Annotated in this window: 1 protein-coding gene; it reads left to right on the top strand. The window is 73.5% G+C overall.

The features are described 5' to 3' along the window. The first annotated feature begins 34 nt into the window (after window positions 1-34). Window positions 35-23866, top strand: coding sequence for a non-ribosomal peptide synthase/polyketide synthase (locus ACZ7FF_RS13745; RefSeq protein ID WP_470812149.1), 23832 nt, complete (start codon window positions 35-37; stop codon window positions 23864-23866). Window positions 23867-23870: the final 4 nt, after the last annotated feature.

The raw sequence follows: 23870 nt of genomic DNA, 5'->3' as shown, positions 1-23870 counted from the left end.
CGACCACGCCGCCCACACTTCTGGAGGTACCCCCATGTCCCGTCGCGACGGCGACGCCCTTCCCCTGACGGCGGCCCAGCGTGAGATCTGGCTCGCCGAGCAGCGCGCGCGGACGGCGCTCGACATCTACCGCATCGGCGACTACCTGGAGATCCACGGCCCGGTCGACGCGGAGCACCTCGCGACCGCGCTGCGCCGGGTGGTCGACGAGATCGACGCGCTGCACGTGAGGTTCGTCGACGACGGGCAGGATCCGCGGCAGGTCGTCCGCGGGACGTGGGGCTGGGAACCCCATCTGGTCGACCTGAGCGCGGAGCCCGACCCACGGGCGGCGGCCCTGGCGTGGATGGCCCGGGACCGGATGCGTCCGCTGGACCTGGCGCGTGACCCGCTGTTCAGCTTCGCGCTGATCAGCCTCGCGCCGGCGCACCACATCCTGTACCAGAACTACCACCACCTGGTCATGGACGGGTTCAGCTTCTCCCTGGTCCGGCGGCGCATCGCGCGCGTCTACACGGCGCTGACCGCGGGCGGTGCGGTCCCGGCGTCGCCGTTCCGCTCGCTGGACGACCTGGTGCGCAGCGACCTCGACTACCGCGCCTCGGAGCAGTTCGCCTCCGACCGTGCCTTCTGGACGGAGCGGCTCGCCGGCCGGCCGGAGCCGACCCAGCTCACCGGCCTGGCGCCGCGGAGCGGGAGCGGCCCGCGTTCCGCGGTGGAACCGGAGGTGCTCCGTGTGGACGCGCTGCACGCGGCGGCGCGGACCGACGTCCGCTGGTCCCGTCCGCTGATCGCGGCGGCGGCCCTCTACGCGCACCGGCTCACCGGGGACCGGGACGTGCTGATCGGCCTTCCCGTCACCGGGCGCCAGGGAACCGAGCGCGCCCTGATGGCCGCGCCCGGCGCGGTGTCGAACGTGGTGCCCCTGCGCGTGCGGGTGCACCCCGGGATGCGGTGGCACGACCTCGTCACGGAGGTGGCGGCGGAGCTCGACGCCGTCCTGGCGCACCAGCGCTACCGCGGTGAGGACGTGTTCCGTGACCTCGGCGTCCCCGGTCCCCCCGGGGTGGCGTTCCCGCTCGTCGTCAACATCATGGTGTTCGACTCCGCGTCGAGCTTCGCCGGGCACCCCGCCACGCTGCGCTACCTGATCCCGGAACCCACCACCGGGCTGGCTCTCTGGGTCAGGGGCAGGCGGGGGGACAACGAACTCCGGGTCGAACTCAAGGGCGCCCCCCAGACCTGGAGCGAGGACGAACTCGCCCTCCACCAGAGCCGGTTGATCGCACTGGTGGACACCCTCGCGGGCTGCGCCCCGCAGGAGCCGCTCGGCCGTGTCGGCCTGCTCTCCGCGGACGACGAGCGCGAACTGCTGGCGCTGGGCACCGGGCCGGAGGCCCCGGCCCGCGCCGAGAGCCTCCCGGAGGTGTTCCGGGCGCAGGTGCGGGCGACGCCCGACGCGGTCGCGGTGGTGGGGCCGGACGCGTCACTGACGTACGCGGAGCTGGACGCACGGGCGAACCGGCTGGCGCATGCCCTGATCTCCCGTGGGGTGGGGCCGGAGCGGCTGGTCGCGGTGGCCCTGCCGCGTTCGGCGGAGCTGGTCGTCGCGATCCTCGCGGTGCTCAAGGCCGGTGCCGCCTACGTCCCGGTCGACCCGGAGTACCCCGCCGCCCGGATCGGGTACATGCTCGACGACGCGCGTCCGGTCCTGGTGGTGACCGACACCGCCACCCGGGAGCGGCTGCCCGAGACCGGTTCCGCCGAGCTGCTGGTGGTCGACGAGGCGGAGACGGCCGCGACGGTGACGGGTCGCCCCGCGGTGGACCCGGAGGTGGCCGTCGATCCGGACCATCCGGCGTACGTCATCTACACCTCCGGTTCCACCGGGCGGCCCAAGGGGGTGATGCCCACCCACCGCGGCCTGCTCAACCTGTTCGCCGACCAGCAGGGCACCCTGTTCCCGCCCCTGCTCGTGGAACGGCGGCGGCTGAGGGTGGCCCTGACCACGTCGGTCTCCTTCGACGCGTGCTGGACCCAGTTGCTCAGCCTGTTCGCGGGACACGAGCTGCACGTCCTGGACCACGCGACCTGGGCCGACCCGGACGCCTTCGTCGAGTACGCCCGGCGCTGCCGTCTCGACTACGTCGAGGCCACCCCGTCGTACCTCCGCGTTCTGGTCGCACAGGGGCTGCTGGACGATCCGCAGTGGCGTCCGGCGATGGTCGCGGCGGGCGGGGAGGCCGTCCCGGAGCAGCTGTGGGAACGGCTGCGCTCGGCCGACGGGGTGTCCTGCCAGAACTTCTACGGTCCGTCCGAGTGCACGGTGAACTCGGTCGTCGCGCCACTGGAGTCGAGCCGGCGTCCGGTGATCGGCCGGCCGGTCGGCAACACCCGGCTGCACGTGCTGGACGGCGCGTTGCGGCCGATGCCGAGGGGTGTGGCGGGCGAGCTGTACATCTCCGGCGCGGGTCTGGCGCGGGGCTACCTGAACCGGCCGGGGCTGACGGCCGGGCGGTTCGTGGCCGATCCGTTCGGTCCCGCCGGCTCGCGCATGTACCGCACCGGCGACCTGGTGCGGTGGGGCCGGGACGGGAACATGGAGTTCCTCGGCCGTACCGACGACCAGGTCAAGGTCCGGGGGTTCCGGATCGAACTCGGCGAGATCGAGGCCGTGCTCGTCGAGCACCCGCAGGTCGCGCAGGCCGCCGTTCTGGTGCGTACCGAGGAGGACACCCGGCTGGTCGCGTACGTCGTGCCGGAATCCGGTGCCACCGTGTCCGTGCCCGCGCTGCGCGATCACCTGCGCGAGCAACTGCCGGAGTACATGGTGCCGTCGGCGTTCGTGACGCTGGACGCGCTGCCGCTGACGCCGAACCGGAAGCTGGACCGGCAGGCCCTTCCGGCGCCCGAGCAGGCGGCGGTCGCCCCGGGGCGTACTCCGCGCACCGCGACCGAGCACCTGCTCGCCGGGCTGTTCACCGAGGTGCTGGGGGTGCCCGAGGCCGGGCCGGACGACAGCTTCTTCGACCTCGGCGGGCATTCGCTGCTGGCCACCCGGCTGATCGCCCGCGCACGGTCGGTGCTGGGCGTGGAGCTGAGCCTCGCCGACCTGTTCGACGCGCCGACGGTGGCGGGCCTCGCGGCGGCGGTGGACGTCGCGGGCCGGGCGCGCCCGGCGCTGGGGCGGCGTGAGCGACCCGAGGCGGTTCCACTGTCCTTCGCGCAGCGCCGGTTGTGGTTCCTGCACCGTATGGAGGGCCCGAGCGCCACGTACAACATCCCGCTGGCGCTGCGGCTGTCCGGAGACCTGGACCAGCGGGCCCTCGAAGGCGCCTTGGCGGACGTGGTGGAGCGGCACGAGAGCCTGCGCACCGTCTTCCCCGTGGTCGACGGCGTGCCGTGCCAGCGGGTGCTGGACCTCGACGCGGCGCGGCCGCGGCTGCGGTTGACCGAAGCCGGCGAGGGCGACCTGCCGGACCGGCTGGCAGAGGCGGCACGGCACGGCTTCGAGCTCTCCGAGGAGCCGCCCCTGCACGCCGAGTTGTTCCAGCTGGGGGCCGGCGAGCACGTGCTGCTGCTGGTGGTGCATCACATCGCCGGCGACGGCTGGTCCATGGGGCCGCTGTCGAGGGACCTGACGGCCGCCTACGCGGCCCGTTGCGAGGGGGCGAAGCCGGAGTGGTCGCCGCTGCCGGTCCAGTACGCCGACTACGCCCTCTGGCAGCGGGAACTGCTCGGTGACGGCGGCGACCCGGACAGTCTGCTGAGCGGCCAACTGGCCCACTGGAGGCAGCGGCTGGCGGATCTTCCCGAGCAGGTCGAGCTGCCGTTCGACCGGCCCAGGCCGGCGGTCACGTCCCACCGGGGCGCCCTCCTGCCGGTGCGGATCGACGCCGAGCTGCACCGGGGCCTGCGCGCGCTCGCCCGTGACGGCGGGGCCAGCCTGTTCATGGTGCTCCAGGCCGGGCTCGCCGCCCTGCTGGGCAAGCTCGGCGCGGGCACCGACGTCCCGATCGGCACGCCGATCGCCGGACGGACCGACGAGGCCGTGGACGACCTGGTCGGCTTCTTCGTCAACACCCTGGTGCTGCGCACCGATCTCTCCGGCGACCCCTCGTTCACGGAGCTGCTGGGCCGGGTGCGCGCCGACGCGCTGGCCGCGTACGCGCATCAGGACGTGCCGTTCGAGCACCTCGTGGAGGCGCTGAACCCGGCCCGGTCACTGGCGCACCACCCGCTGTTCCAGACCATGCTCGCGTTGCAGAACGCACCGCTCGGCACGTTCGACCTGCCGCGGCTGCGCGTGGCGACCGAGCTGGTCCACACCGGGACGGCCAAGTGCGACCTGACCTTCATGCTGACCGAAGAGCCGGGCGCAGGCGGGCTGTCGGGCCTGGTGGAGTACAGCACCGATCTGTTCGACGCGGCCACCGTGGAGGGGGTCGTCGCACGCTGGCTGCGGCTGCTCCGCACCGTGGTGGCCGACCCCGGCCGGCGGATCGGCCAGGTGGACCTGCTGTCCCCCGACGAACTCCGCGCGCTTGTGCCGGACAGTGACGGCCTGACCGTGGAGTTGCCGCGGAGTGGCATCACGGCCCTCTTCGAGCGGCAGGTGCGGGCGAACCCGGCGGCGGTCGCGGTGGTGAGCAGTGAAGTCACTCTGACGTACGAGGAATTGAACGCCCGGGCCAACCGGCTCGCGCACGCCCTGATCGCCCGGGGCGTGGGGGCGGAGCGGCTGGTGGCGCTCGCCCTGCCGCGCTCGGCCGAGCTGGTGGTGGCTGTCCTCGCGGTCCTCAAGGCGGGCGCCGCCTACGTGCCGGTGGACCCGCGGTATCCCGCCGCCCGGATCGCCCACCTGCTCCAGGACGCCCGGCCGTCGCTGCTCGTGACGACGAGCGCGATCGGCGAACTGCCTGGTGCGGACCCGGTGGACCGGCTTCTGCTGGACACCGCCGACCTGGGCGGACTGCCGGACACCGATCCGGCGGTCCCCCTCGATCCGCGCCAACCGGCCTACGTCATCTACACCTCCGGATCCACGGGCGAGCCCAAGGGCGTCGTGGTCCCGCACGGGAACGTGGTGCGGCTGTTCGACACCGCCCAGAAGCTGTTCGACTTCTCCGCCGAGGACGTCTGGACCCTCTTCCACTCGTACGCCTTCGACTTCTCGGTGTGGGAGCTGTGGGGGCCGCTGCTGTACGGCGGCCGGCTGGTGGTCGTGGACCACGAGACCAGCCGTTCGCCCCACAGGTTCCTGGAGCTTCTCGCTCGCGAGCGGGTGACGGTGCTCAACCAGACGCCGTCCGCCTTCTACCAGTTGATGCGGGCGGACGAGGAGGCACCGGAGACCGGCCGTTCGCTCGCCCTGCGCACGGTGGTGTTCGGCGGCGAGGCGCTGGAGCACGCCCGGCTGGCGAGCTGGTACGAACGGCACCCGGACGACGCGCCGCGCCTCGTCAACATGTACGGCATCACCGAGACCACCGTGCACGTCACCCACGCGGCTCTCGACCGGTGCGCCACCGTCGCCGGCCGGATCGGCGCGGCCCTGCCCGACCTGCGCACGTACGTGCTGGACGACCACCTGCGGCCGGTACCGCCGGGTGTACCCGGCGAGCTGTACGTGGCGGGCGCCGGGCTGGCGCGCGGTTATCTGAACCGGCCCGGACTGACCGCCGGGCGCTTCGTGGCCGACCCGTTCGGTCCTGCCGGTGCGCGCATGTACCGCAGCGGCGACGTCGTACGCCGGAACCCCGATGGCAGCCTGCGGTTCGTGGGCCGGGCCGACGACCAGGTGAAGGTCCGCGGCTTCCGGATCGAACTCGGCGAGATCGAGGCGGCGCTCGCCGCGCACCCCGCTGTCGCCCAGGTCGCCGTAGTGGCGCGGCAGGACCGGGCCGACGACACCCGGCTGGTCGCCTACCTGGTGCCCGCACCGGGTGCCGACGCGCGCCCCGCCGAACTGCGCGAGCACCTGCGGGAGCGGCTGCCGGAGTACATGGTGCCGGCCGCCTTCGTCGCCCTGGAGAGTCTGCCGCTGACGACCAACGGCAAACTGGACCGGCGTGCCCTGCCCGCCCCCGACCTCGCTGCGGCGAACACCGGCCGCGCGCCGCGCACCCCGCAGGAGCAGATCCTGTGCGAGTTGTTCGCGGAGGTCCTGGGCGTCGCCGAGGCCGGTGTCGAGGACAGCTTCTTCGACCTGGGCGGCCACTCGCTGCTGGCGACCCGCCTGGCCGCCCGGGTCCGCGCGACCCTGGGGGTGGAGCTGGAGCTCCGCACCCTGTTCGAGACGCCGACCCCGGCCGGCGTGGCCTTCGCCCTGACAGGTGCCCGCCAAGCGCAACTGGCGCTGGCGCCCCACCCGCGGACGGACCGACTCCCGCTGTCGTTCGCGCAGCGGCGGCTCTGGTTCCTACACCAGTGGGAAGGCGCGGGGGCGAACTACCACATCTCCCTGGCGTGGCGGCTGTCCGGCCCCCTGGACCGGCAGGCCCTGGAGGCCGCCCTGGCGGACACGGTGGCCCGGCACGAGACGCTGCGCACCGTCTTCCCGGCGGTGGACGGCGTGCCGTACCAGCGGGTCCTCGACGTCGCGGCGGCCCGCCCAAGGACGGCCGTGAGCCGGACCACCGAGGCCGGGCTGCCGGGTGTGCTGGCGACCGCGCGGACCCGGCCGTTCGACCTGGCGGTCGATCTGCCGCTGCGCGTCGAGCTGTTCGAGCTGGCGCCGGACGAGCACGTGCTCCAGTTGGTGCTCCACCACATCGCGGGTGACGGCTGGTCCCTCGGCCCGCTCGCACAGGACCTGACCGCCGCCTACGCGGCACGCTGTCGCGGCGAGGAGCCGCGATGGGCGGAGCTGCCCGTCCAGTACGCCGACTACACCCTGTGGCAGCACCAGTTGCTCGGCGACGCCGGCGACCAGGAGAGCCTGTTCGCCCGCCAGGCGGCCTACTGGAAGCGGCAGTTGGCCGGCCTGCCGGAGCAGATCCAGCTGCCCGTCGACCGGCCCCGCCCCGCGGTCGCCTCGAACCGGGGCGGCTGCGTGCACGCCGGGCTGGACGCGGAACTGCACCGCGGTCTGCGTGAACTCGCCCGCACGCACGGGACCAGTCTGTTCATGGTGCTCCAGGCCGGGCTGGCGGCATTGCTGAGCAAGCTCGGCGCGGGCGACGACATCCCGATCGGCAGCCCGATCGCCGGCCGGACCGACCAGGCGCTCGACGAGCTGGTCGGCTACTTCGTCAACACCCTGGTGTTCCGTGCGGACACCTCCGGCGACCCGACGTTCGCCGAGCTGCTGGGCCGGGTGCGGGACACCGCGCTGGCCGGGTACGCCAACCAGGACCTGCCGTTCGAGTATCTGGTCGAAGCCCTCAACCCGGTGCGGTCGCTGGCTCATCACCCGCTGTTCCAGGTCATGCTGGTGCTGCAGAACGCGCCCCGGGCCGACTTCGCCCCGCCGGGGCTGCGCGTCGGCGAGGTGGAACTGCCCACGGCCACGTCCAAGTTCGACCTGGTCTTCTCGCTGTCGGAGCGGCACGGCGGCGACGGCTCCCCCGACGGGATCGACGCGTACGTCCAGTTCGCGAGCGATCTGTACGATCCGGCCACGGTCGAGACGATGGTCGCGCGCTGGGTACGGCTGCTGAGGGCGGCCGTCGCGGACCCGCGGCGCCCGCTCGGCCAGGTCGATCTGCTGTCCGCCGAGGAGCGCCGCGAGCTGCTGCCCGCCGTCGAGGACGGGACCGTCACCGAGAGCGTCCTGGAGGCCTTCGCGGCTCAGGTGGCGGCCACCCCGGAGACCGTCGCCCTGTCCGCCGGTGATGTGGAACTGACGTACCGCCAGGTCGATGCGTGGTCGAACCGGTTCGCGCATGCGCTGATCGCTCGCGGGGTGGCCGCCGAGCAGGTCGTGGCGTTGGCGCTGCCGCGGTCGGTGGAGTTCGTGGTCGCCGTCCTGGGCGTCCTGAAGACGGGAGCCGCCTATCTGCCGGTGGATCCGGTGTACCCGCGGTCGCGGGTCGCGTTCATGCTGGAGGACGCGCGGCCGAGCGTGGTGGTCGACGACCCGGCGACGGTGGCCGAGGTGTCGGAGTGGCCGGAGACCGAGCCGCTCGTGGCCGTGGACGCCCGGCAGGCGGCGTACGTGATCTACACGTCGGGTTCGACGGGCCGGCCCAAGGGTGTGGTGGTGAGCCACGCGGGCGTGCGGGCCATGGCGGCGGCGCAGGCCGAGCGGCTCGTCGTCGGCGCCGGCAGCCGGGTGCTCCAGTTCTCCTCGCCGAGCTTCGACGTCTCGCTGTGGGACATCCTCGGCGCCCTGCTCACGGGTGCCGCCCTGGTGCCGGCCCCCGCGACCGAGCCGGTCGCCGCGCTGACCGACCCGGGCCTGAGGCTCACGCACGCGACGGCGCCGCCCTCCGTCCTCGCGGCGCTGTCGCCGGACGCGGTGACCGTGCCGACGCTGACGGTCGCGGGTGAGGCGTGCCCGCCGGAGCTGGTGGCGCGCTGGGCGCCGGGGCGCCGGATGATCAACGCGTACGGTCCGACGGAGACGACGGTGGTCGCGACGATCAGCGAGCCGCTGTGGCCCGGGTCCGGTGTCACGCCGATCGGCCGTGCCGTCGCCGGTCTCCGGGCGTACGTGCTGGACCGGCGGCTTGACCTGGTGCCGCCGGGCGTGACCGGGGAGCTGTACCTCGCCGGCCCGGGTGTGGCGCGCGGCTACCTGAACCGGCCGGGGCTCACCGCCGGGCGGTTCGTCGCCTGCCCGCTCGGCGCGGCAGGTGAGCGCATGTACCGCACCGGGGACCTGGTGCGCCGGCGCGCCGACGGCCAGTTGGAATACCTCGGCCGTGCCGACGACCAGGTGAAGGTGCGCGGCTTCCGGATCGAACTCGGCGAGATCGAGACGGCGTTGGCCGATCACCCGCAGGTCGGTCAGGTCGCGGTGATCGCCCGGAAGGACCACGCGGAGGACACCCGTCTGGTCGCCTACCTGGTGCCTGCCGACGGCGCCGAGCCGCGGCCTGAGGAACTGCGCGCCCATCTCGGCGAGTGGCTACCCGAGTACATGGTGCCGGCCGCGTTCGTCACCCTCGACGCCCTGCCGTTGACCACGAACGGCAAGCTCGACCGGCGCGCGCTGCCCGAGCCCGAGTTCACCTGCTCCGGGACCGGCAGGGCCCCGCACACCCCGCAGGAACAGGTGCTGGCCGAGCTGTTCGCCGAGGTTCTGGGCCTGACTCGGGTGGGTGCCGACGACAGCTTCTTCGACCTGGGCGGCCACTCCCTGCTGGCCACCCGGCTGGTGGCCCGGGTCCGGGCGACCCTGGGCGTCGAGCTGGCGCTGCACACCCTGTTCCGGATGCCGACGGTGGCCGGGCTGGCCGCCGCGCTGGGCGGCGCCGACCGGGCCAGGCTCGCCCTGGGGCGGGCGGAGCGGCCCGAGCCGGTGCCGCTGTCCTCGGCGCAGCGGCGGCTGTGGTTCCTGCACCAGCTGGAGGGCGCCGGAGCCGTCTACAACATGCCGCTGGCGTGGCGGCTCTCCGGGGCACTTGACCGGGCGGCCCTGGAAAAGGCGCTCGCCGACGTCGTCGACCGGCACGAGAGCCTGCGCACGGTCTTCCCGTCGGCGGACGGAGTGCCGTTCCAGAAGGTGCTGGCCCCGGGCGCGGTCCGGCCGAAGCTGCCGGTCACCCCGGCCGCCGAGACGGAGCTGCCGGAGCTGCTGGTGACGGCCGCGGCGCGCGGGTTCGATCTCGCCACCGAACCACCGGTGCGCGCCGAACTGTTCGAGGCGGCACCGGACGAGCACGTGCTGCTGGTGGTGGTCCACCACATCGCCGGTGACGGCTGGTCGCTGGGACCCCTGTCGGGCGACCTGGCCACCGCGTACGCGGCGCGCTGCCGGGGCGAGGAACCGCAGTGGGCGCCGCTGCCCGTGCAGTACGCCGACTACGCCCTGTGGCAGGACGAACTGCTCGGCGACCCGGCCGACCAGGACAGCCTGTTCGCCCGTCAGGCGGCTCACTGGACCCGCACGTTGGCGGGTCTTCCGGAGCAGATCCGGCTCCCCGCCGACCGCCACCGCCCCTCCGTCCCGTCCTACTCCGGCGGCCACCTCCCTGTCGAGCTGGACGCCGAGCTGCACGCCGGACTCGTCCGCCTGGGCCGGGAGCACGGGGCCAGCGCCTACATGGTGCTGCAGGCCGCGCTGGCGGCACTGCTCGACAAGCTCGGCGCGGGGACGGACATCCCCGTCGGCGGCCTGATCGCCGGCCGGACCGACCAGGCCCTGGACGACCTCGTCGGGTTCTTCGTCAACACTCTGGTGCTGCGGACCGACACCTCCGGCGACCCGACCTTCGCCGAACTGCTGGGCCGGGTCCGGGAGACCGCGCTGGCCGCGTACGCGCACCAGGACCTGCCGTTCGAGCACCTCGTGGAAGCCCTCAACCCGGCCCGGTCGCCGGCCCGCCAGCCGCTGTTCCAGGTGCTGCTCGCGCTGCAGAACGTGCCCCGCACCGAGTTCACCCTGCCCGGTCTGAGCACCGAGATCGTCCTGGTGCGGACGCCCACGGCGATGTTCGACCTCTCCATCCACCTGCTGGAGCGCGGCGGGCCGGCCGAGGGCATCGTCGGACGGGTCGAGTACAGCACCGACCTGTTCGACCGCGGGACGGTGGAGGCGCTGGTCGCCCGGTGGCTGCGCCTGCTGGCGTCGGTGGTCGCCGAGCCGGACCGGCCGCTGAGCGGGATCGACGTCCTCGCCGCCGAGGAGCGGCACGAGCTGCTGGTCGTGCGCAACGACACCGCGTGCCCGGCTCCGGACGCGAGCCTGCCGTCCCTGTTCGAGGCCCAGGTCCGGGCCACCCCGGAGGCCCCCGCGGTGGTCTTCGAGGACACCGCACTGACCTACCGCGAGCTGAACCGCAGGGCCAACCGCCTCGCGCACGCGCTGATCGCGCGCGGGGTGGGGCCGGAGCAGGTCGTCGCCCTGCGGCTGCCGCGCTCCACCGAGTTGGTGGTCGCCGTCCTCGCGGTCCTCAAGACGGGTGCGGCGTACCTGCCGGTCGACCCGGACTATCCGGCCGCGCGCATCGCGTACATGTTGGAGGACGCGCGACCGGCCGTGGTGCTCGACGACCTCGCGGCCGTCACACCGGCCGAGGACCGGCCGGAGCACGACCCGTGCGTCACCGTGGACGGCCGGCACCCGGCCTACGTCATCTACACCTCGGGCTCCACCGGTAGGCCCAAGGCCGTGGTGATGCCCGCAGGCGGACTGCTGAACCTGCTGGCGTGGCACCACGGGGCCGTCGGCGGCGAACCCGGCACGCGCACCGCGCAGTTCACCGCGATCAGCTTCGACGTCTCGGTGCAGGAGATGCTCTCCGCGCTGCTGTACGGCAAGACGCTCGTGGTGCCGACCGAGGAGCAGCGTCGCAGCGCCGAGCTGTTCGCCCGCTGGCTGGACCGGCACGGGGTCGAGGAGCTGTTCGCGCCCAATCTGGTGGTCGAGGCGCTGGCCGAGGCCGCCGAGGAGGCCGGCCTCGAACTGCCGGAGCTGCGGCTGATCGCACAGGCCGGCGAGGCGATGCGGCTGGGCGGGGCCGTACGCCGCTTCCAGGCCCGGCGGCCCGGCCGGGAGCTGCACAACCACTACGGCCCGGCCGAGACCCACGTGATCACCGCCTATCCGTTGCCGGCCGACCCCGCCGACTGCCCCCTGCCCGTGCCGATCGGCCGTCCGATCGCCAACTGTCAGGTGTACGTGCTGGATTCGGCCCTGCGTCCGGTCGCCCCCGGTGTGACGGGCGAGCTGTACCTCGCCGGGGCGGGGCTCGCCCGCGGCTACCTGAACCGGCCAGGGCTCACCGCCACGCGGTTCGTCGCCAACCCCTACGGTCCGGACGGCGCCCGGATGTACCGCACCGGTGACCTGGTCCGCTGGCGCGCCGACGGCCAGTTGGAGTTCGCGGGCCGCACGGACCACCAGGTGAAGGTCCGCGGGTTCCGGATCGAACCGGGCGAGATCGAGGCCGAGTTGGCCGCACACCCGGGTGTCGCCCAGGTGGCGGTGCTCGCCCGGACGGACCGGCCCGGCGAGACCCGGATCGTCGCGTACGTGGTGCCCACCGCCACGACCGGTGAGACGGCCGCGGCGCTGGCGGCCTACCTGGGCGACCGCCTGCCGGACTACATGGTGCCGTCGGCGTTCGTGCTGCTGGACTCGCTGCCGCTGACGGCGAACGGGAAGCTGGACCGTGCGGCGCTGCCCGCGCCCGAGCCGGACACCGCCGGAAGCGGTCGCGCGCCGCGCACACCGCAGGAGCAGATCCTGTGCGAGTTGTTCGCCGAGGTGCTCGGCCTGCCCCAGGCGGGGGTCGACGACGACTTCTTCGGCCTGGGCGGCCACTCCCTGCTCGCCACCCGGCTGGTCTCGCGGGTCCGGGCGGTCCTCGGCGTCGAGGTGGAACTGCGCAGCCTGTTCCGCACGCCTACGCCCGCCGGGCTCGCGGCCGGGCTGGGCGAAGCCGGCACCGCCCGGCAGGCCCTGGCCCCCCGCCCCCGCCGCGATCCCATGCCACTGTCGTTCGCGCAGCGCCGGCTCTGGTTCCTCCAGCAGTTCGGAACCCCGAGCGCCACCTACCACATGCCGTTCGCCCTGCGGCTGTCCGGCGCACTCGACCGGGCCGCGCTGACTGCCGCGCTCACCGACGTGGTGGCCCGGCACGAGACCCTGCGGACGGTCTTCCCGCACACCGCCGGCGTTCCGCACCAGCGGGTGCTGGACGCCGCCGAGGCCGCGGTCCCGCTGGCGGTGCGCGCGGTCGACGAGGCGGAGGTCCCGGCGCTGCTGCGCGAGGCGGCGGTGCGGGCGTTCGACCTGACGTCGGAACCGCCCCTGCGGGCGGAGCTGTTCGAGGTGGGGTCGCGGGAGCACGTGCTGCTGCTGGTGATGCACCATATCGCCGGTGACGGCTGGTCCATGGGCCCGCTCGCCCGCGACCTCGCCGAGGCCTACGCCTCCCGGCGGGGCGGTGGCGCGCCCGAATGGCCCCCGCTGCCGGTGACGTACGGCGACTACACCCTGTGGCAGCAGGAGATCCTCGGCGACGAGGACGACGCGGACAGTGTGTTCGCGCGCCAGGTCGCCCACTGGACGGAGACGCTGGCCGGGCTGCCCGACCAGCTGCGACTGCCGGTCGACCGGCCGCGCCCGGCCGCCATGTCGTACCGCGGTGACCTGCTCGACGTGCGGATCGACGCCGAACTCCACTCCTCTTTGGTGGGTTTGGCGCGTAGCACCGGCACCAGTCTGTTCATGGTGCTCCAGGCCGCGTTGGCCGCGCTGTACACGCGGCTGGGCGCGGGCACGGACATCCCGATCGGCAGCCCGATCGCGGGGCGCACGGACGAGGCACTGGACGACCTGGTCGGCTTCTTCGTGAACACGCTGGTACTGCGCACCGACACCAGCGGCGACCCCTCCTTCGCCGAACTCCTCGGCCGGGTACGGGAGACGGCCCTGTCGGCGTTCGCACACCAGGACGTGCCCTTCGAGCACCTCGTGGAGGTACTCAACCCGTCCCGCTCCCTCTCCCACCACCCCCTGTTCCAAACCGGACTGACCGTGCAGAACGCGCCGGGCGGCGACTTCGAGCTGCCCGGTCTGAAGGCCACCGGGATGGCCGTGGCCACCGGGACCTCCCGGCTCGACCTGACCTTCGGCCTGGCGGAGCGGCACGGACCCGACGGCGCGCCGGCCGGGCTGAGTGGTGCGATCGAGTACAGCGCCGACCTGTTCGACCGCTCGACGGTGGAGACCCTGTTCGCCCGGTGGACCAGGCTGCTGGCCGCGGTCACGGCCGCTCCGGACCGGCCGATCGGCGAGGTCGACCTGCTGTCCGGCGAGGAGCGCCGCGAACTGCTGCCCGCCGCCGGGAGCGCGGCTGCCGCCGTGAGCCTGCCGGAGGCGTTCGCGGCGCAGGTGGCGGCGACGCCGGACGCCCTCGCGCTGGTCTGCGGCGACGTCGAGCTGACCTACGGCCAACTCAACGCGCGGGCCAACCGGTTCGCGCATGCGCTGATCACCCGTGGCGTGGGCCCGGAGCAGATCGTGGCGGTGGCCCTGCCACGGTCACTGGAGTCCGTCGTGGCCGTCCTGGGCGTCCTCAAGGCCGGAGCCGCGTACCTGCCGGTGGATCCCTCGTACCCCAAATCGCGGATCGCGTTCATGCTCGACGACGCCCGCCCCACCGTGGTGATCGACGACCCCGCAACCGTCAACGCGGAAGACCGCCCGGACACCGACCCGGAGATCACGCCCGACGTCCGCAACCCGGCCTACGTGATCTACACCTCGGGCTCGACCGGCCGCCCCAAGGGCGTCATGGTGAGCCACACCGGCGTTTCGGGCCTGGTGTCGGCGCAGGTCGAACGGCTCGGCGTGACGGCGGGCAGCCGGGTGCTCCAGTTCGCCTCGCCCAGCTTCGACGCGTCGTTCTGGGACCTGTGCAGCGCCCTGCTCACCGGCGCGGCCCTCGTCCTGGCGCCGTCCGAGGCTCCTCTGGAGGCCCTGACGGACCGCAGGCTCGACGTCACCCATGTGACGCTGCCGCCCTCGGCCCTGACGGCGCTCGACAGCGCCGACGTCACGGCCGCGACCCTGGTGGTGGCGGGTGAGGCGTGCGCGCCGGAACTGGTGGCCCGGTGGGCGCCCGGACGCAGGATGATCAACGCGTACGGTCCGACCGAGACGACGGTGTGCGCGACGATGAGCGACCCGCTGTCGCCCGGGTCCGGCGTGCCGCCGATCGGCCGGCCGGTCGCCGGTTTCCGGGTGTACGTGCTGGACGATCGCCTCCGCATCGTGCCGCCGGGCGTGGCCGGTGAGCTCTACGTCGCGGGCCCGGGCCTGGCGCGCGGGTACCTGAACCGGCCGGGCCTGACCGCCGGACGGTTCGTCGCCTGCCGGTTCGGCACACACGGCGAGCGCATGTACCGCACCGGCGACCTGGTACGCCGACGCAACGACGGTGAACTGGAGTACATCGGCCGCACCGACCAGCAGGTCAAGGTACGCGGCTTCCGCATCGAACTCGGCGAGATCGAGGCCGCCCTGGCCGAACACCCCGCCGTCGCCCAGACCGCCGCCCTCGCGAAGGACGACCGGCTCGTCGGCTATGTCGCGGCGCGTCCCGACGCGGCCGTACGCCCTGCGGAACTGACGGCGTATCTGCGTGACCGCCTGCCCGACTACCTGGTGCCGTCGGCGTTCGTCCTGCTGGATGCGCTGCCGCTGACGCCGAACGGGAAGCTGGACCGGGCGGCGCTGCCCGCGCCCGAGTCGGTGACCGCGGGGACGGGCCGTGCGCCTCGTACGCCGCGGGAGCAGATCCTGTGTGAACTGTTCGCCGAGGTACTGGGCGCGCCGCGGGTCGGGGTCGACGACGACTTCTTCGACCTCGGCGGGCACTCCCTGCTCGCCACCCGGCTGGTCGCCCGGATCCGCTCGGTGCTCGGCGTGGAGGTGGAGTTGCGCGCGCTCTTCCAGGCGCCCACCGTGGCGGGGCTGACCGAGGCGCTTGCCGAGGCCGGCCGCGCGCGCCCGGCGCTGACGGCGCACGTGCGTCCGGAAGCGGTGCCGCTCTCCTTCGCCCAGCGCCGGCTCTGGTTCCTGCACCGCATGGACGGCACCGCCGCGACGTACCACATCCCGCTGGCGCTCCGGCTGACCGGGACGCTCGACGCGGCGGCGCTGGAGGAGGCGCTGTCCGACGTGGTGGCCCGGCACGAGAGCCTGCGGACGGTGTTCCCGGAGGTCGACGGCGTGCCGTGCCAGCGCGTCCTGGACCCGGGTGCGGCCCGGTCCGGAATGAAGTCGACCGAGGTGTCGGAGGCCGAACTTCTCGGCAGGCTAGCCGAGTTCGCCCGGCTGCCCTTCGACCTGGCGACGGAACCGCCGCTGCGGGCGGAGCTGTTCGAGGTGGGGCCGCGGGAACGCGTGCTGCTGCTGGTGGTGCACCACATCGCCGGTGACGGCTGGTCCACGGGTCCGCTGGCCCGCGACCTGGCCGAGGCGTACGCCGCCCGGTGCGAGGGTCGCACGCCGAACTGGCCGGACCTGCCGGTGCAGTACGCCGACTACACCCTGTGGCAGCGCGACCTGCTCGGCGACGCGGCCGACCCGGAGAGTCGTTTCGCGGAACAACTCGGCTACTGGTCACGGCAGTTGTCGGAGCTGCCGGAACTGCTCCAGCTGCCCACCGACCGGTCCCGGCCGGCCGTGGCACGCTGGCACGGAGATCAGGTCGGGCTGGAGTTGAGTCCCGGACTTCACGCGGCCTTGGTGGAGTTGGCGCACCGCACCGGCACCAGTCTGTTCATGGTGCTCCAGGCCGCGTTGGCCGCGCTGTACACGCGGCTGGGCGCGGGTACGGACATCCCGATCGGCAGCCCGATCGCGGGGCGCACGGACGAGGCGCTGGACGACTTGGTCGGCTTCTTCGTGAACACGCTGGTACTGCGCACCGACACCAGCGGCGACCCCTCCTTCGCCGAACTCCTCGGCCGGGTAAGGGAGACGGCCCTGTCGGCGTTCGCACACCAGGACGTGCCCTTCGAGCACCTCGTGGAGGTACTCAACCCGTCCCGCTCCCTCTCCCACCACCCCCTGTTCCAGACCATCCTGGCCGTGCAGAACGCGCCGATGGGCCGCTTCTCGCTGCCCGGTCTCGAGGTTGCCACCTACGCGGTGGCCACCGGAACGGCGAAGTTCGATCTCGGCGTGAACCTCGCCGAACGGTTCGGTCCGGACGGCAGCCCGGCCGGGATCGGGGGCGTGGTGGAGTACGCCACCGACCTGTTCGACCGGGACACCGTCGCCGCCCTCGCCCGGCGTTGGACGCTCCTGCTGGAGGCGGTCACCTCCGACCCCGAGCAGCCAATCGGAGGGATCGACCTCCTCGACCCCGACGAGCGGCACCACCTGCTGGAGCGCGGGAACGCGACCGACCACGGGGTGGGCGCCGTACCGGTGCCGGAGGCGTTCGCGGCGCAGGTGGCGGCGACACCGGACGCCCTTGCGCTGGTCTGCGGCGACGTCGAGCTGACCTACGGCCAACTCAACGCGCGGGCCAACCGGTTCGCGCATGCGCTGATCACCCGTGGCGTGGGCCCGGAGCAGATCGTGGCGGTGGCCCTGCCACGGTCACTGGAGTCCGTCGTGGCCGTCCTGGGCGTCCTCAAGGCCGGAGCCGCGTACCTGCCGGTGGATCCCTCGTACCCCAAATCGCGGATCGCGTTCATGCTCGACGACGCCCGCCCCACCGTGGTGATCGACGACCCCGCAACCGTCAACGCGGAAGACCGCCCGGACACCGACCCGGAGATCACCCTCGACGTCCGCAACCCGGCCTACGTGATCTACACCTCGGGCTCGACCGGCCGCCCCAAGGGCGTCGTGGTCGGCCACGGGGGCGTGGCGAGTCTGGTCGCCGGTCAGATCGAGCGGTTCGCGATCGAACCCGACAGCCGGGTGCTCCAGTTCGCCTCGCCCAGCTTCGACGCGTCGGTGTCGGAGATCTACACCGCTCTGCTGCGCGGCGCCGCCCTGGTGCTGCCCCCTGGGGCCGAGCCCGTCGCCGCGCTGACCGACCGGGATCTCGCGGTCACCCACGTGACCGTGCCCCCGTCCGTCCTGGCCACTCTGCCGCAGGACGCGCTGACCGTGTCGACACTGGTGGTGGCGGGCGAGGCATGCCCGGCGGAGCTGGTGGAACGCTGGGCCCCGGGCCGTCGGATGATCAACGCGTACGGTCCGACCGAGACGACGGTGTGCGCGACGATGAGCGACCCGCTGTCGCCCGGGTCCGGCGTGCCGCCGATCGGCCGGCCGATCACCAACGCCCGGGTGTACGTGCTGGACGAGCGGCTGCGGCTGGTGCCGCCGGGCGTGGCCGGTGAGCTCTACGTCGCGGGCCCGGGCCTGGCACGCGGGTACCTGAACCGGCCGGGCCTGACCGCCGGACGGTTCGTCGCCTGCCCGTTCGGCGCACACGGCGAGCGCATGTACCGCACCGGCGACCTGGTACGCCGACGCAACGACGGTGAACTGGAGTACATCGGCCGCACCGACCAGCAGGTCAAGGTACGCGGCTTCCGCATCGAACTCGGCGAGATCGAGGCCGCCCTGGCCGAACACCCCGCCGTCGCCCAGACCGCCGCCCTCGCGAAGGACGACCGGCTCGTCGGCTACGTGGTCCCGCGCCAGGAGGCGGACCGGGACAGCGGCCTCGAAGCGGACCATGTGGGCGAGTGGCGGGACATCTACGATGCCCTGCCCATCGTCCCGGAGGAAGCGGCCTTCGGTCAGAACTTCGTCGGCTGGAACAGCAGTTACGACGCGAGCCCTATCCCGGTCGAGCAGATGCGGGAGTGGCGGGACGCCACGGTGGCGCGCATCCTGGCCCTGCGCCCGCGCCGGGTGCTGGAGGTCGGCGTCGGCACCGGTCTGCTCCTCTCGCAGATCGCACCGCGCTGCGAGGCCTACTGGGCGACCGACTTCTCCGCCACCGCGATCGACGCGCTGGCCGCCCAGGTGGCGCGGGAGGAGCGGCTGGCCGAGCGCGTGGTGCTGCAGACCCGCCCCGCGCACGACACCGACGGGCTGCCGGCCGGGCGGTTCGACACCATCGTGCTCAACTCGGTGGTGCAGTACTTCCCGTCCGCCGACTACCTCGCGGACGTGATCGACCGGCTGATGCGGCTGCTCGCCCCCGGCGGCGCGCTCTTCGTCGGCGACGTCCGCAACCTGCGGCTGCTGCGTCCGCTGGCCACGGCCGTCCAGCTGCACCGGGCCGGCGACGGCGCCGACCTGCCGTCGGTGCGCCGTGCCGTGGAGCAGGCCCTTCTGGTGGAGAAGGAGCTCCTGGTCGACCCGGACTTCTTCACCGTCCTGCGCGACCGCGGCACCGTCGGGGCCGTGGCCGTGGAGGTCAAGGGCGGCCGGCACCACAACGAGCTGACGCGTTACCGCTACGACGTCACGCTGTACGAGCGGTCTGTCGCCCCCACGGCACCGGCCGCGCCGCGGGAGCTGGTGTGGGGCCGGGAGGTCGCCGGTCTCACGGAGGTGCGCGAGCTGTTGGCCCGGCCGGACGCCGCCCCGGTGCGCATCACCGGGGTGCCCAACCGGCGGGTCGCCCGCGAGGCCGCCCTGGCGCGGGCGGTGCAGAACGGGGACGGCACGCTCGCCGAACTCCTGGACCTGCTGCACGGCCCGGGGGGCGGCGACCTGCCCGACCCGGAGGACTTCCGTGAGCTCGGCGACGAACTCGGCCGCCGGGTGGACGTCACCTGGTCGGCCGGCGCGCCCGACGCCCTGGACGTCGTCATCGGCGGCGCACCGGGAGACGTCCGCGTCGAGGCCTGCCGGCCGTCGCGGCCGTCCGGCACCGCGCTGTCCTCGCTGACCAACCGTCCGACCGGAAGCCGCGCCACGGGCGCGCTCGTCGGCGCGCTCCGCGACTGGCTGCGCGAGCGGCTGCCCGAGTACCTCGTGCCGTCGGCCGTCGTCGTCCTGGACGCACTGCCGCTGACCGCCGGCGGCAAGGTCGACCGGCGTGCGCTGCCCGCCCCCGACCTGGGGACGGCCGTGACCGGGCGGGCGCCGCGCACCCCGCAGGAGCAACTGCTCGCGGACCTGTTCGCCGACGTGCTCGGGCTGCCCAGGGTCGGCGTCGAGGACAGCTTCTTCGACCTCGGTGGGCATTCCCTGCTGGCGACCCGCCTGGCCTCCCGGGTCCGGGCGACCTTCGGCGCGGAGCTGGAGGTCCGTACCCTCTTCGAGTACCCGACCGTGGCCGACCTGGCGGCCCGCCTCGACGGATCGGTCACGCAGCGGCCCGCGCTCACCGCAGGTCCGCGGCCCGAGCGGCTTCCGTTGTCCTTCGCCCAGCAGCGCCTGTGGTTCCTGCACCGCCTGGACGGACCGAGCGCCACCTACAACATGCCGCTCGCGCTGCGCCTGGACGGCGACCTGGACCGGACGGCGCTGCATGACGCGCTCGCCGACGTGGTCGCCCGGCACGAGAGCCTGCGGACGGTCCTGCGCGAGGCGGAGGGCGTGCCGTACCAGCTCGTGCTGGGCGAGGAGGCGGCCCGCCCCGAACTGCCGGTCGTCGAGCTCGACGACGTACGGCTGGCCGGCCGGCTGGCGGAGGGAGCGCAGCGCGGCTTCGACCTGGCCGCCGATCCGCCGATCCGCGCGGAGCTGTACGCGCTCGCCCCCGACCGGCATGTGCTGCTGCTCGTCGTGCACCACATCGCGGCCGACGGCTGGTCGATGGGCCCGCTCTCCCGCGACCTGGCGACGGCCTACGCGTCCCGCTGCCGGGGCGAGGAGCCGCGGTGGTCCCCGCTGCCGGTGCAGTACGCCGACTACACCCGGTGGCAGCGCGACCTGCTCGGCGACGCAGCCGACCCGGACAGCCTGTTCGCCCGGCAACTCGCCTACTGGAGCGGGGAGCTGGCCGAGCTGCCGCAGCGGCTGCAACTGCCCACGGACCGGCCCCGGCCGGCCGTGGCCTCCCAGCGCGGCGGCCGGCTCGCCGTCCGGCTCGACCCCGAACTGCACCAGGCACTGCGGGACCTGGCGACCGCGCGCGGCGCCAGCATGTTCATGGTGCTCCAGGCCGGTCTCGCCGCCCTGCTCACCCGGCTCGGCGCCGGTACCGACATCCCGATCGGCAGCCCCATCGCCGGGCGCACCGACCAGGCCCTGGACGACCTCGTCGGTTTCATGGTCAACACCCTGGTGCTGCGCACCGACACGAGCGGCGACCCCGGCTTCGCCGAACTGCTGGGCCGGGTGCGGCAGAAGGCGCTGTCCGCGTACGACCACCAGGACGTGCCGTTCGAGTACCTGGTCGAGGTGGTCAACCCGGCCCGGTCGCTGTCGCACCACCCGCTGTTCCAGATCATGTTGGCGCTGCAGAACGCGCCGTTGGACGAGTTCACGCTGCCGGGGCTGTCGACCGGGCACCTGGAGGCGCCGACCGGCACCGCGCGGGTCGACCTGACGTTCAGTCTGGCCGAGCAGTACCGGCCGGACGGCAGCCACGACGGCATGGCCGGTGCGGTGGAGTACGCCACCGACCTGTTCGACCCGGCCACCGTGGAGCTGCTGTTCGACCGCTGGACACGGTTGCTGCGCGCGGTGGTCGCCGACCCCGACCGGCCGATCAGCGGGATCGACGTCATGTCCGGCGAGGAACGCCACCGGTTGCTGTCCGAGTTCAACGACACCGACGTCGAACTGCCCGACGCCGGCCTGCCGGAGCTGTTCGCCCGTCAGGCGCGGGCCACGCCTGACGCGGTGGCCGTCGTGGCGGGTGGCACCGAGCTGACCTACCGGGAACTCGACGAGCGGGCCAACCGTCTGGCGCGGGCGCTGATTCGCCAGGGCGTGGTGCCCGAGACGTCGGTCGCGGTGCTGCTGGAGCGCTCGGCGGATCTGGTCGTGGGGATCCTGGCGATCATCAAGGCCGGCGGCGCCTACGTGCCCCTCGACTCGCGGTTCCCGCAGTCCCGCATCGACCTGATCCTCCAGGAGGCGGGGGCCTCGCTGGTCCTCACCGAGGACGTGCTGACCGCCCTGCTCCAGGCCGAGCCCGACGCCTCCGATCCCGAAGTCCGTTGTGATCCACAGCAGTTGGCGTACGTGATGTACACCTCCGGCTCGACCGGGCGGCCCAAGGGCGTGGCCGTCACCCACCGTGACGTGGTGGCGCACGCCCTGACCCCCTGCTGGCGCGACGGCGGACACGAGCGGGTGCTGCTGCACTCCCCCACCGCGTTCGACCTCTCGACGTACGAGCACTGGGTGCCGCTGCTCGGCGGCGGCCGGATCGTGGTCGCACCGCCCGGGCGGCTCGATCTGGACCTGCTGCACCAGGCGGTCAGCGAGCACCAGGTGACCGGGCTGTGGCTGACGGCCGGTCTGTTCCGCCTGGTCGCGGAGGAGCGGCCGAGCCTGCTCGCGGGGGTCCGCGAGGTCTGGACCGGCGGTGACGTGGTCTCCCCCGCCGCCGTCGCCCGGGTGCTGGCGGTCTGCCCAGGCATCAAGGTGGTCAACGGCTACGGGCCCACCGAGGCCACGACCCTGGCCACCTGCCATCCGGTGCACGACCTCTCCGAGCACGCGGCGACCGTGCCGATCGGCGGGCCGATGGCGAACATGCGCGCCTACGTGCTCGACGCGGGGCTGCGGCCGGTCCCGCCCGGCGTGGTCGGCGAGCTGTACCTCGCGGGGCTGGGCGTGGCCCGGGGCTATGTCGGCCGGCCCGGTCTGACGGTGCAGCGGTTCACCGCCGACCCGTACGGGCCGCCCGGGAGCCGGATGTACCGCACGGGCGACCTGGCGTGGTGGCTGGCCGACGGCACGCTGGAGTTCGCCGGGCGGGCCGACCACCAGGTGAAGCTGCGCGGTTTCAGGATCGAGCCCGGCGAGGTCGAGGCGGTCCTCGCGAGTTGCCCGGGCGTGGCCCAGGCGGCCGTCGTCGTGCGCGAGGACCAGCCCGACGACAAGCGGCTCGTCGCCTACCTGGTGCCCGCTCCCGAGGGGGCGCCCGAGACGGGCGAGCTGTCCGAGCGGCTGCGCCGTGAACTGCCCGAGTACATGGTGCCGTCGGCGTTCGTCGCCCTGGACGTGCTGCCGTTGACCGCCAACGGCAAGCTGGACCGGGCAGCCCTGCCGGCGCCCGACTACGGTGCGCCGGGCGCCGGGCGCGGACCCCGGACGCCGCAGGAGCAGCTGCTGTGCGACCTCTTCGCGCAGGTCCTCGGCCGCGAACAGGTGCACATCGACGACAGCTTCTTCGACCTGGGCGGGCACTCGCTGCTCGCCGCCCGCCTGGTGTCCCGCGTCCGCGAGACCCTCGGCGTCGAGGTGGGCCTGCGCACGCTGTTCGAGGCGCCGACCGTGGCCGGGCTCACGGAGCGCCTGGTCATGAACGATCCCGACGACGCGTTGGACGTGCTGCTGCCGCTGCGCACGACCGGTGACCGGACGCCGCTGTTCTGCATCCACCCCGGCGGCGGAATCAGCTGGTCCTACAGCGGACTGCTGAACCACATCGGTTCCGACTACCCGGTCTACGCGATCCAGGCGCGCGGCCTCGGCAGCCCCGACGAACCCCGGCCGACGTCCTTCGAGGAGATGGCGGCCGACTACGCCGGCCAGATCCGCAAGATCCAGCCGGAGGGGCCGTACCTGCTGCTCGGCTGGTCCGCCGGCGGGCTGATCGCCCACGCGATCGCCTGTGAGCTGCAGGCACACGGGGAGCGGACCGCGCTGCTGGCGATCCTCGACGCCTATCCGGTGAAGGACGTGGCGTTCGAGGAGGTGCCCGTGCCCACCGAACGGGACGTGCTCGTCGGCGTGCTCGACTGCAACCTGGACGACCTGGGCGACCGGCCGCTGACCTACGCCGAGGTCGCCGAGATCCTGCGGGAGCGGGGCAGCGCGCTGGCCGGCCTGACGGGGCGGCAGATCGAGATCGTCGTCCAGATCATGATCAACAACGCGAAGCTGGCGGTCGACTTCGTCCCCGGCAGGTTCGAGGGAGACCTGCTGCTGTTCAACTCCACGATCGACCGGGGCGAGGACAACGCCGGGCCCGGGACCTGGTGCCCGTACATCGCCGGCCGGATCGACTCGCACGAGATCACCACCCGGCACGACCGGATGACCCAGGCCGGCTCGCTGGCCCAGATCGGACCGGTGCTGGCCGCCAGGCTCGCCGAGGCCACCGGTGACACCCCAACCCGCAACCAGGAGGACTGATTCC

The organism is Streptomyces sp. NPDC037126, assembly GCF_055605965.1.
Note: the sequence above shows the minus strand (reverse complement) of the source record. Positions and strands in the feature narration are given on the sequence as shown.